The sequence below is a fragment of the Thiomicrolovo immobilis genome (genome assembly GCF_039645955.1).
Classification (GTDB): Bacteria; Campylobacterota; Campylobacteria; order Campylobacterales; family Sulfurimonadaceae; genus Thiomicrolovo; species Thiomicrolovo diazotrophicus.
On record NZ_CP147916.1, the window covers coordinates 1652502 to 1664501 of the forward strand.

Here is a 12000-nt window from a genome sequence, read left to right on the forward strand (position 1 = left end):
AGCTGTGAGGAAAGTTTTTCTGGGGAATAAGCAACAATGCGCCAATTCGACTTTGACAAACTGAAGTACCTCTACAGTACTGTTCCGGTCATTCTTCTCATCCACTTTTTCAGCGTCCTTCTTTTCAGTGTCTTCATGTGGCACTACGTCGACAACATTGCCCTGGCAGTCTGGATAAGCGTCTCGGTCATCGTCCTGCTCTTCCGCTTTTACCATTACCTGCTCTACAGCAACAGCTCCGAAGAGGAGCTCAGACCCCAAAGCACCCTCTGGCTGCACCGCTACTACACCTACGTGCTTATCGGCGGGGGGCTTTGGGGCAGCACCGCCGTGCTGCTCTTTCCCCCGCACGAGATCCTTTACCAGATGGTCGTCGTCTTGTTCATTCTCGGCCTGACCGCCACCGCGCTGGGCATCATCTCCGCCTCCTGGGAGCTGGTCGTCGCTTACGCCCTGCTCTCCTTCGCACCCATTATCGTCCGCCTGGCGTGGATGGAAGACCCGCTCTACCAAACCATCGCCTACATTGTCAGTGCCCTGGGGATCCTGCTCATCTTCAGTGCCAAACATTTCGGCTCCGTCATCGACAATGCCATCTACAGCAAGTTCGCGCTGACCCAGGCCATGTCCGCCCTCGAAAATACGCAGGGGCGCCTCATCTCCCTCCTCGACAACGCCCCCGTCGGGATCTTTTATTATGACAGCAGTCTGCATATCACCGACCTTAACAACCAGCTGCTCAAAATATTTCGACTGACATCGCGTGATCCCCTCATAGGGTACGACCTCGGCACCCTCATGGACAAACGCATCCTGCCGGCACTGAATCAGGCACTGGAAGACGGTCAGGGACGCTACGAGGGGCCTTTCTACTCGACTTTCTCGGAAAACTCCCTCTATATCGAGCTCTCCACCGTGCCCGTCATCGATAAAAAACGGCTGCACCAGGGCGCCATCTGTTTTGTCAAGGACCTGACGATGGAGAAAGAGGCCCAGGAGTTGATCAAGCAGAACAGCTTCTACGACCCGCTGACCAAACTGCCCAACCGCAGTCTCGTCACCGACCGGATCAAACTCTCCATTGAACAGAGCAGACGCCATCTTTTTCACTGCGCCGTGCTCTTTATTGACCTGGACCATTTCAAACATATCAACGATGATTACGGCCACTATATCGGCGACCAGGTGCTCTACCAGGTCAGTCAGCGGCTGCTCAAACAGCTTCGATCCGAAGACACCGTCGCACGGGTCGGGGGGGACGAGTTTCTGATTCTCCTCAATACCCTCTCGGATGACTATACCGCAGCAGCCCAGGAGGCGATGGAGATCGCCCTGGGGCTGATTGACGCGATCAACGGGATCTTTGGCATCGACGGAGAGTCCATTTCGCTCTCCGCGAGCATCGGTATCAATGTCTTCCGCGGCGAAGAGGGGATGCTCCCCGACGCCATCATCAAACGTGCCGATATCGCCATGTTCCAGGCCAAACGGACCGGTCGGCAGCATGCCGAGCTCTACCATGAATCTTTTGAAACCTCCCAGCATGAACTCTTCCAAATGGAAAAAGAGCTTCGCACCGCCTTGGACGAGAAAGAGTTCGAACTCTACTACCAGCCGAAGGTGGCCATCGACAGCGACAAGATCGCTCAGGTCGAAGCACTTATCCGCTGGAACCACCCCGACAAGGGACTGATCATGCCGGAGGCGTTCATCCCCTACGCCGAGGAGAGCGGACTCATCGTGAAAATCGGCGAATGGGTGCTGGAAGAGAGTATCAAGCAGATCAAGCAGTGGCAGCAGACGGGTGCGGCCAACGCCATCGAACGCGTCTCCGTCAATGTCAGTTCCCACCAGTTCAACCAGCCCGATTTCGTTGACTACCTCCGGGCCCTTGTCACCAGTTACGAGATCGCCCCCGAGATGATCGAACTTGAACTGACCGAAAGCGCCATGGTCGACAACTCCCGCGGCGCCATCGACAAAGTCAAAGCGCTTGAGGCCTTCGGTGTACGCGTCGCGCTGGACGATTTCGGTACGGGCTACTCCTCGCTCTCCTACCTCAAGCACCTCCCCGTCAGCGTGATCAAGATCGACCGCTCTTTCATCACCGATCTGAAGCACAACGAGAATTCCCTGATGATCGTCAAAACCATCATCGCCATCGCCAAAAGCATGGACCTGACCGTCGTTGCCGAGGGGGTCGAAACGGATGAGGAGCTGAGCATGCTCAAAGAACTCGGCTGCGACTACTACCAGGGCTTCCTGTGCGAAAAGGCCCTGCCGGTCAAAAAACTTGAAGCGCTGATCAGCACCAAAATCAGTACCCGGCAATCCATCGAAGAAAAACGCCTGCCCGAGCAATCGACAAGCGCAAAGTAATACAGCGCCCCCAGCCGTCATCACCGCTGTGCCCGGATGAATGGAAAATGCATCCATTCGGTGACAGTGCTTAATTATTTTTGCCGCACACCGTGTGCAAGCACCCCTTCAAAAGAGTTTAGGAACAATCACCGCATGCATACCCTTGAAACCGTTTTCGAATACCATGACCGTACCAAGCACCACCCCAACCGCTATGCGGCGTCGCTGGGCTATATGGACTGGGCAACGCAGCCCGATCCCTACCGTCGTTTCGACGGGGCAAAGGGAGTCGTCCTTCCCCTCCCCTCCCCGGGACCCGAACCGACCTACGCCGCCCTTTTTGAGCCACTCCCCTCCGAACCGCTCACCCTGGAGACCCTCTCCGTTCTACTGCGCTACAGCCTGGGACTTGCGGCCGTCAAATGCATCGGCAGCGACTGCTGGACGTTGCGCTGCAACGCCTCCAGCGGCAACCTCCATCCCACCGAAGGCTACGTTATCCTCCCCCCGATTGAGGGCGTCAGCACCCAAAGCGTCGTTGCGCACTACGCGCCGCTAACCCACAGTCTGGAGCTCCTGCATGCCTTCGATACGGACGTCTGGTCGGGACTCCCGGAGGGCTCCTTCCTGATGGGCCTCACCTCCATCGTCTGGCGCGAGGCATGGAAGTACGGCGAGCGCGCCTTCCGCTACACCCAGCTCGACGCCGGCCACGCCCTGCGCGCCGCCCAGATATCCGCGCGCCTTAACGGCTGGCACGCCCGCCTCTTTGACGCCTTCGAGGCAGATACCCTCGACACATTGCTGGGGCTGGATCAGCCTGCCCGCTTCCAGCCGAACGAGGAGGAGATCGCCGATGCCCTGCTACTCATTACGCCAGAAAAAGACGTCGTAACGCCCGACCTTATCCCCCTGCTCGCCCAATGCCGCACAGCCTATGCGGGGACGGCGAACCGTCTCAGCCCCTCCCAGCACCCCTGGGAGGCGATCACCCTTGTTGAGCGGGCCACATCCGCCGCGGTAAACCTCCCGGTCGACACGGCACACCCGCCTTTCAGCAGCAACTGCGGCACCGCTGCCGAAGAGGTCATCCTTACCCGCCGCAGTGCCCGCGCCATGGATTTCGGCCGTACCCATATCGACTTCGAATCGTTCACCCGGCTGATGCAGGCGGCACGGAACGCTGTTGACGGTTTCACGCCTGCTGCCTCCCTCATCCTTTTCGTCCATGACGTCGAGACCCTGGAGCCGGGTCTGTACCTTTACCTCCTGAACGACGGCTACCTGGAATCCTTTAAAACGCGCATGCGGGGCGACTTTCTCTTCCGGCCGGCCGGGGAGCATCTCTATCTGCTTGAAGCGGGCGACTTCCGCGCCCAGGCCAAATTCATCTCCTGTAGCCAGGAGATCGCATCCGACGGCGCCTTCTCGCTCGGCATGCTCTGCGAATTCGCCCCCCAGATTGAGCGCTTCGGGGCGGGACGCTACAAAAGCCTCTACTGGGAGTGCGGCGCCATCGGCCAGCAGCTCTACCTTGAAGCGACGTCACAGGGGCTCAGCGCCACGGGCATCGGCTGTTTCCTTGACGATGTCATGCACCGGTTGCTGGGGCTGGAGGGGAACGATTTCCAGAGCCTCTACCACCTGGCCATCGGCTACGCCATTCCCGACCTCCGCCTACAGACAAAACTCCCCTACAGCAGACGATAGCGCACTATTATCCCGGCTGAGCTACAATAGGGCATGGATAATATCATTATGTTTTTTAGCGGCCTCCTGCTTGCGGGAGGGATCGCGGTTCTGATCTGGTACCTGAAGCGCACCAAAAAAGAGGGCCCGGCCAACGTCGCGCTCTATTCGACCATAGAGAAGATGGAGTCCCTGGGGAACCTCAACGTCTACAAGGTCGTCACAAAAGAGATCGTCACGGCCTCCGATCATATCTTCGGGAACTTCGGGGAGAAGTACCTGCGCTGGCTCATCTCCAAGAAGAAACTGGCGATGATCTTCACCTTCGACATCGACTTCAGCTACAACCTCAAAGACAGCCACTTCGGCATCGAGGAGCTCGGCGAGGGACAGTACCTCTTCAAAATGCCCGAGTGCTGCTATTCCCTCAGCATCAAGGACATCAGTTTCTACGACGAACAGAACGGCAAGCTGCTGCCGTGGCTTCTGCCCGACCTCATTGCCGGGGTCTTCAGCGACGGCTTTGACGAAAACGACCGTAACGCCCTGATCAAAGAGGCGAAAAAGCAGGTCTCCGCCATCGCCAACGGCATGATGATCGAGCTCCTCCCCGACGTGCAGAAATCCGCCCGTACGACGCTGGAGCAGATCGCCTTCGCCCTCAACGCCGCATCGATCCAGTTCGACTTCTCCGAATCCCCGACGATCGAGAACACTGTCGACTACCTTCCGGGGAACCGGACCGAAGCCCAGCTTCCCCCCGCTGCGGAGGCGTAATCTTCAGCGTTCCGCGTCGGCCAGCGTCAGGCAGAAAAGCACCTCTTTTCCCTCCCGCTCCAGCGCCTCCACCGCCTGGGTCAGTGTCAGGCCCGTCGTCAGGATATCGTCGACGAGGATCACTTTCGTTTCCGGGAAAGGCTTTAGTGTAAAATCCCGCGGGTGCGTCAGGCGGTACTGGAAGTCCTGCCCGGAGTAGCGGTGCCCCGATCGGTCGCGCAGCACGGTGTGCCTTGGCATCAATGCGGCGGTTTTCATCGCCCGGGCCAGCACCGCCGTATGCGAGTAGCCGTGCCGGACATGGTCATCCACAGCGACAATCGCCACGGCCTCCTCCATCCCCAATGTCTTTGCATACGGTGCAAAAGAGAGCGAAGCCATAATCCTGTAAAGGTGGTGTCCGATATCCGTATGCTTCGTCAGCAGCAGCGGCTCGATCTCGTCGTATCTGTAAAAGGAGTGTACGGGGAGTTTCCCGAGGATCTTTCGGGTGTGAAGGGAGGGGGTGAGATGTTCCTCGCGGCAGGCCCTGCAAATGCGGCTCAGTGACCACGATTCGCAGAGTAGACAACGCAAAGTCCGCCGCCTAGTCCATTTTAAGGACGGACATGAAGGCCTCCTGCGGCAACTGTACCTTGCCGATCGCCTTCATCCGTTTTTTACCGGCTTTCTGTTTCTCGAGCAGCTTGCGTTTACGGGTGATGTCCCCGCCGTAACACTTCGCCGTGACGTTCTTGCCCATGGACTTGACCGTCTCGCGGGCAATGACCTTGTTGCCGACGGAGGCTTGCACCGCCACCTCGAACAGCTGGCGGGGAATCAGCTCTTTCATGCTCTTGACGAGGGCGCGGCCGCGCTGTTCGGCCTGTTCACGGGGAACGATGACCGAGAGGGCGTCAACGACGTCGCCGGCGACGCGGACATCAAGCTTGACGAGGTCGCCCTCCCTGAAGTCGGTCGGTTCGTAATCGAAACTCGCATACCCCTTGGAGATGGACTTGAGCTTGTCGTAGAAGTCGACGACGATTTCGTTCATCGGTACGGAGTACTCCAGCAGGACGCGTTCCTCGTTAAGGTAATCCATCTTCTCCTGGAGACCGCGCTTGGCGACGAGCAGGTTCATGATGTTGCCGAGGTACTCCGTCGGCGTGATGACCGTCGCCTTGACGTAGGGCTCCTCGATGCGCTCGATGTGGTTCACCGGCGGCAGCTCGGAGGGGTTATGCACCTCTTGCGTCGAGCCGTCCGTCAGGTAGACGTCGTAGACGACCGACGGCGCCGTGGCAATCAGGTCCAGGTCGAATTCGCGCTCCAGGCGCTCCTTGACGACCTCCATGTGCAGCATGCCAAGGAATCCGACGCGGAATCCGAAGCCCAGCGCAATGGACGTCTCCGGTTCGTAGCTGAGCGACGAATCGTTCAGGCGCAGTTTGTCCAGCGCATCGCGCAGGTCCTCGAATTTGTCCGTATCGATGGGGTAGAGCCCGGCGAAAACGAAGGGCTTGGCCGGTTCGTAATCGCCGACCGGTTCGGAGGTCGGGTTTTTCGCATCAGTGATCGTATCCCCGACGTTAAGCGTTCCGACATCCTTGAGGCCGAGGACAACGATACCGATCTCGCCGCTGCCGATCGATTCGGTCTTCATCTTCTTGAGCGGGTGCGGGTACATGAGGTCGAGAACCTCGTGCTGCTCGTTGTTGCTCATCAGCTTGACGATCTGCTTTTTGCGGATAGTGCCGTCGAAGACGCGCACCAGCGCCAGCGCGCCGAGATAGGGGTCGAACCAGCTGTCGTAGATGATCGCCTTCGTCGGCGCCACCGGGTCGCCCACCGGGGCGGGAATGCGGTCGACGATGGCATCGACGAGCTCGCGGATGCCCACGCCCGTTTTGGCGGAGACCATCAGGGCGTCCGTTGCGTCAATCCCGATGCTCGATTCAATCTCCTCGGCAACACGCTCCGGCTCGGCGGCAGGCAGGTCGATCTTGTTGATGACCGGGAGGAGTTCAAGGTTGTTGTCCAGGGCCAGGTAAACGTTGGCAATGGTCTGCGCCTCGACGCCCTGCGCCGCATCGACAATCAGCAGCGCGCCGTCGGAGGAGGCGAGCGATTTGCTTACTTCGTAACTGAAGTCGACGTGGCCCGGGGTGTCAATGAGGTTGAGGACATAGTGCTCCCCGTCCTTGACATAGTCAAGCCGGACGCTCTGCGCCTTGATGGTGATACCGCGCTCCTGCTCGATGTCCATCGTGTCCATCATCTGCGATTTGAGTTCGCGCTCCGTCACGGAGCCGCACTCCTGGATGATCCGGTCGGCCAGGGTGCTTTTACCGTGGTCGATATGGGCGATGATGGAGAAGTTGCGAATATGTTTGAGATCCATATATTCCTCATGATTGCACTGCAAAATTGTCAGTGCGGTTTAGCTGCGCGGGGCCCGCTGCCGAAGCGACCTCAGCGTTAGCGTCGTATCAGGGGTTTTACGCCTGCTACGTTATGCAAAAAGCGAGTTGACGCTCTCGTTGTGGTAAACGCGACGGATGACCTCGCCGAAGAGCGGCGCGACTGTCAGCACCTTGATCTTCGGGTGCGGTTTGGAATCGAGGGAGTTGGTGACGATCAGTTCGTCCAGTTCGCCCTTGTCGATATTTTCATAGGCTTTGCCGCTCAAGACCGCGTGCGTCGCACACGCCATGACGGAAGTTGCGCCCTTGGCTTTGAGTGCTGCCGCCGCCTTGACCATCGTCCCGGCCGTGTCAACCATGTCATCGATCATGATAACGTCTTTGCCTTCGACATCGCCGATGATGTTCATGACCTCGGCCACGTTCGCTTTTTCGCGGCGCTTGTCGACGATGACCATCTCGAGCCCCAGTTTCTCCGCGAAGTAACGGGCACGGGCAACGCCGCCGATATCCGGGCTCGCGATGATCGGGTTGGGAAGCTTCTTGCTCTCGATATGCTGCTGGAAGATGATGGAACCGTAGAGGTTGTCGACGGGGATGTCGAAGAAGCCCTGGATCTGACCGGCGTGCAGGTCGATGGTGACAAGGCGGTCAATACCCGCCGTCTGGTAGAGATTGGCGACGAGCTTCGCGCTGATCGGAACGCGCGGCGCCGCTTTACGGTCCTGGCGCGCATAGCCGAAATAGGGGATGACGGCGGTGATGGAGCTTGCGGAGGAGCGGCGCAGAGCGTCGGTCATAATGAGCAGTTCCATCAGGTTGTCGTTGGACGGGGCTCCCGTTGACTGGATGATGAAGACATCACGTCCGCGGACGCTCTCCGCTACCTGGACGGAGATCTCCCCGTCACTGAAACGTTTAATGTCCGCTTTCGCCAGGGGAACGTCGAGGTAGCTGCAGACCTCTTTCGCAAACTCTTCGCTGGCACTTCCCGCAAAAATCTTGTAACCGCGCATCGCAATTCTCCAAAGGTAATTATCGTTGCCGTTTCATACGGCAAATTGAGTATGAAATTATAGCGTGCGCGGCTTAGCAGGGAGTAAAACAGCCGCCGTTATACCGGCAGACCGAATTTCTGTGTCACGAGTTCGCCCTCGTCGTTGAAAAAGAGGTAGTAGAGAAAGTCTTTTTTGACCGGCTGCCCCGCCAGGTAGCGCAGGGCGAGGTTCGCCTGCAGCGAGGCGATATGCATGACAATCGGCGCGGCGATCCCCGCCGGTTCTTTCAGGGTGATCTTGAACACGTCGTTAAAGGAGGAACGGTCAAAAAAACAGACCTGTCCGTGAAAAGCCTCCACCGATCCGTAGACCCAGGGCGTGTTGTGGATCTTGGCGTATTCGTTGATCTGCCCCCGCGTCGGCAGGTTATCCGTCGCGTCGAGGATCAGGTCGACTTCGATCCCTTTCTTGGCAAAGGCGTTGAAGTCGCACTCGTGGGCGTACGCCTTCGTAAAGGGGCAGCGCGCCTCGACGATTCCTGCATTGACGACGGCCTTGTTCTTGCCCTCGTCCCCCGTCTTGAAAGCAATCTGGCGGTGAATGTTGTGGACGCTCACCTCATCGAAATCCACAATGTGTATCTCCCCTATTCCCGTTGCCCCCAGGGCGAAGGCAAGGGAGCTTCCCAGTCCCCCGCTCCCGATGATGGCGATCCGCTTCTCCTGCAGCGACTGCTGGACCTCTTCACCCCAGAGTTTGATCTGACGATGGAAATACTGCATCATGATCCGCACCTCCTCAAATGGCTAATCGCACTGTAACATTAAAAAGTTTAATAACTTTTTGATAAATTCACCCGGACCCTCCCATTTTAGGCAATCCGAACGGCCAAAATGTGTAAAAACCGCTATAATAAGCCCACAAAACCGCAGGAGGAAGCGTGCTCGCCTTTATCGACAAGACCATCATCCCCTTTGTGACCCGCAGCAACGACCAGCCGCTGCTGCTGCGCGAACTGCTCGAGATCAACAAGAACCACGACGACGGCCTCAAACTCGAAGGAAAGATCCCGGGGCTGAAACTGCGGATCGGCCGCACGATCCTCGTCTTTCTTATTCTCTGGAACATCATCCTCCTGCCGCTGAGCCTCCTCTTTCACAAAGAGCTCGAAAAGATCGACTGCCACCTGCTCATCATCCTCGCCATCCTCTTTACGGGGATGTTCTTCGGCACCTACATGATGTTCAAGGAGTGGCTCGTCGACCGGATGGCCACCCAGCGCATCAAAGAGGCGTGGCAGAACCACTTCCCCCATTTCGCCTACGAAAAACACCACGTCGAGGTAACCTCCCTTTATCGTGAAGCCATCGACAAAGATGTCCCGAACAAAGAGCTCTACCTCTTCATGATGAACAGGCTCGCGGCGGAATAGGCTCCAGGTGTTTCAGACCGTCGTCACCCTGCCCCCCTACCCCCGGGGATTCCACCTCATCACCGACGCCGTTGACAATGCCGTCGCGACATCCGGCGTCACAACTGGGCTTGCCCACCTCTTCCTCAAACACACCAGCGCTTCGATCACGATCAACGAGAATGCAGATCCCACTGTCCGCAAAGATATGGAGCGCTTCTTCAGCGACGTCGCCGACGCCAAGCCCTACTATCTCCACACCTACGAAGGCGACGACGACATGCCCGCACACATTAAAAGCGTCATGCTCGGTACGTCACTGACCATCCCCGTCACCAATGGCCGCCTGAACCTCGGCACCTGGCAGGGGATCTACCTCGGCGAACACCGCGACCACGGCGGCAGCCGGAAGATCGTCGTGACGGTCTACTGAGACTGGACATTTCTCGCTCCTGTACTTGTCATAGGAACCATCTATCTCTTTATTCTTTTCTTTTTCATAAGAAAAGAACCAAAAGAAAATCGTCGTTGCGCGAATCGCACGCCCTTCTCGGCTTTATGCCTTCAGGGCGGCTTTCAAAGCACGCTTAACAACAGATTGCCTATTGATTATATGCGCTTCGGCCTACCGAAGCTAATATTCGGAACAGAGCTTCGACGCGTCGAAGCGCATCAATAAAATAGACCCTTTGGCCTTGAGCGCGATCCTTATAAGCCATCCCGGAGGCACAAAGCCGGGAGGGATGAGCGATTCGCGAAAGGCCGCTTTTTGCGCTACTTTTTCTAAAAAAGTGGCAGAAGAGTGTTGTCAAAATTGTAGATTGAAGAGCTGCCCGCTATCGTCTATTTAGAAAATCTCGGCCAGCCAGAGCCGGAACTTCAACCCCCACGTCGTCGTATACCCGCTCTCTGCCCAGAAGACCTTACCGTCCTTTCCGACGATGATCGTTGTCGGGAAGACGCCGATCTTGAAGGCTTCCGCGATGGCGCCGTTCTGGTCGTTTATAACGGGGAAGGAGAGGCCGTTTGCTTTCATGTACTCGCCGATCTTCTCCAGCCCTCCCGATTTGACGGCGACGGTAATGACCTTTTCGTCCTTGGCGAGGGCGTCGATGTTGCCCGCTTCCGCATGGCAGACGGGGCACCAAGTCGCCCAGAAGTGCAGGATGTAGGGTTTGTCCGGTTTGACACTGCTGTCATACGCCAGCCCGTAGAGTTTGGAGACCTCCACCTTCGGCAGGGCGGCACCCTCGAATGAGGGGGCGCGCAGGTAGCCGATGACGGTGGCACCGACTGCCGTCAGCAGTGCAAGAACAATGAACTCTTTGAGCCACCGCCTCCATCTACTCACGCCGCTTCTCCACCGCCTCTTTGAACTTCCATCCCCGGCGCGACTCCATCACCTGCGCATGGTCGATCTCGACGACCATCAGCTCCTCCGTGTCCCCCAGCGTGCTTTCGATCTCCCCGTCGGGGTTGGCCAGGAGCGAGTCGCCGTAAAAGCGCCAGAGGTGCCCGTCGTCTTTCACGTCACCAATACGGTTCGCCCGCAGCACGAAGCAGTTGTGCGTAAAAGCGCGCATCTTGATCAGCTCACGCCACCGCTGCTGCGACTCGAAAGTCGAGGCCGTCGGCAGCAGGATGCAGTCGATCCGCTTCTCCCAGATGCTCTGCCACAGCGCGTCGAAGTGCAGCTCGTAACCGCCGAGGATACCAAAGCGGACGTTGTCGACGCGGAAAGTGAGCGGTTCATGCAGCGTTTCGACCGGGTTGCCAAAGAAGGCGGCCTCGTTCCAGTGGGGATAGTCGATCAGCACCTGCTGCTGGTAGTAGGCTGTCGAACGGGGAGAGACTTTGACGATGCTCTTAAAGGGGGTGCCCCCTTTGACCGTTACCAGGGGGGCGACGAAGGTCATGTCGTAGGTGGCGGCGAGGTCGCGCAGAATGCCCAGCTGGTGATCACAGAGTTCGCGCAGCATCGACACGGGGGTCTGCTGCAGCTCTTTGAAAAAGGAGTTCAGGAGGTACTCGCCCATCAGCAAAACGCGGACACCGCGCTTGTGGGCGATCCGGACGTAGTGGTACAGCTTCGTCGTGCTCATGCCGACCGAGGGAAGCTGCAGCACGCCCAGTGTCACGACTCCGTCTCCTCCCCGCTGCGGATCTGTTCGATCTTTTTGCGCGCCTCTTCGAGGATCCGCTGCGCCTCTTTGAGCGCCTTGGTCCCCGACTCGTAGGCCTTGACGCTCTCCTCGAGGGTCATCTCGGGGTTCATCAGCTTCTCGAGGATCTGTTTCGCCTCTTCCAGGCGCCCTTCAAAATCGTTCGCTTCCACTCTCACTCCTTCGCTGCGTGCAGC

Annotated in this window: 12 protein-coding genes; 5 read left to right on the forward strand and 7 right to left on the reverse strand. The window is 58.0% G+C overall.

The genetic code is table 11. The annotated features are described in order from the left end of the window. Positions 1 to 36: 36 nt before the first annotated feature. From WCX72_RS08580 to WCX72_RS08590, 3 genes are all read left to right on the forward strand, one after another. Positions 37 to 2379 carry an EAL domain-containing protein gene (locus tag WCX72_RS08580; protein WP_345969400.1) on the forward strand — a complete coding sequence of 781 codons (2343 nt, stop codon included), beginning with the start codon at positions 37 to 39 and terminating at the stop codon, positions 2377 to 2379. Between the two features lie 135 nt (positions 2380 to 2514). Next, positions 2515 to 4071 (forward strand): SagB/ThcOx family dehydrogenase, encoded by a 1557-nt coding sequence (locus WCX72_RS08585; protein WP_345969401.1) that lies wholly within the window; start codon positions 2515 to 2517, stop codon positions 4069 to 4071. A gap of 33 nt (positions 4072 to 4104) precedes the next feature. Further along, entirely contained in the window at positions 4105 to 4827 is a 723-nt protein-coding gene (locus WCX72_RS08590) for a DUF4230 domain-containing protein (protein WP_345969402.1), read from the forward strand. 3 nt (positions 4828 to 4830) lie between these two features. On the opposite strand, the gene WCX72_RS08595 is transcribed toward WCX72_RS08590, so the two are convergent. From WCX72_RS08595 to WCX72_RS08610, 4 genes are all read right to left on the reverse strand, one after another. Then, positions 4831 to 5403, reverse strand: coding sequence for a phosphoribosyltransferase family protein (locus WCX72_RS08595; RefSeq protein ID WP_345969403.1), 573 nt, complete (start codon positions 5401 to 5403; stop codon positions 4831 to 4833). Positions 5404 to 5413: 10 nt separating this feature from the next. Continuing rightward, entirely contained in the window at positions 5414 to 7210 is a 1797-nt protein-coding gene (lepA, locus tag WCX72_RS08600) for a translation elongation factor 4 (protein WP_345969404.1), read from the reverse strand. A gap of 111 nt (positions 7211 to 7321) precedes the next feature. Continuing rightward, the gene (locus tag WCX72_RS08605; protein ID WP_345969405.1) at positions 7322 to 8248 is read right to left on the reverse strand and encodes a ribose-phosphate pyrophosphokinase; all 927 of its coding nucleotides are present in this window, start codon (positions 8246 to 8248) and stop codon (positions 7322 to 7324) included. Between the two features lie 98 nt (positions 8249 to 8346). Beyond that, positions 8347 to 9015 (reverse strand): ThiF family adenylyltransferase, encoded by a 669-nt coding sequence (locus WCX72_RS08610; RefSeq protein ID WP_345969406.1) that lies wholly within the window; start codon positions 9013 to 9015, stop codon positions 8347 to 8349. A 155-nt stretch (positions 9016 to 9170) separates the two neighbouring features. Between WCX72_RS08610 and WCX72_RS08615 the strand changes: the two genes are divergently transcribed. Then, entirely contained in the window at positions 9171 to 9662 is a 492-nt protein-coding gene (locus WCX72_RS08615; protein ID WP_345969407.1) for a hypothetical protein, read from the forward strand. 7 nt (positions 9663 to 9669) lie between these two features. Then, entirely contained in the window at positions 9670 to 10074 is a 405-nt protein-coding gene (locus WCX72_RS08620; RefSeq protein ID WP_345969408.1) for a secondary thiamine-phosphate synthase enzyme YjbQ, read from the forward strand. 414 nt (positions 10075 to 10488) lie between these two features. Here the strand turns inward: WCX72_RS08620 and WCX72_RS08625 are convergent, their stop codons facing one another. Genes WCX72_RS08625 through xseB form a run of 3 tightly spaced genes read right to left on the reverse strand, consistent with a single transcriptional unit; the run spans position 10489 to position 11976 of the window. Continuing rightward, positions 10489 to 10992 carry a protein disulfide oxidoreductase gene (locus tag WCX72_RS08625; RefSeq protein WP_345969409.1) on the reverse strand — a complete coding sequence of 168 codons (504 nt, stop codon included), beginning with the start codon at positions 10990 to 10992 and terminating at the stop codon, positions 10489 to 10491. Further along, positions 10985 to 11779 carry a carbon-nitrogen hydrolase family protein gene (locus WCX72_RS08630; protein WP_345969410.1) on the reverse strand — a complete coding sequence of 265 codons (795 nt, stop codon included), beginning with the start codon at positions 11777 to 11779 and terminating at the stop codon, positions 10985 to 10987. Before WCX72_RS08630 ends, WCX72_RS08625 begins: the two co-directional genes overlap by 8 nt. Then, positions 11776 to 11976: an exodeoxyribonuclease VII small subunit gene (xseB, locus tag WCX72_RS08635; RefSeq protein WP_231018540.1), complete on the reverse strand. Its 201-nt coding sequence runs from the start codon at positions 11974 to 11976 to the stop codon at positions 11776 to 11778. The genes WCX72_RS08630 and xseB overlap by 4 nt, the downstream gene beginning before the upstream one ends. Positions 11977 to 12000 lie beyond the last annotated feature (24 nt).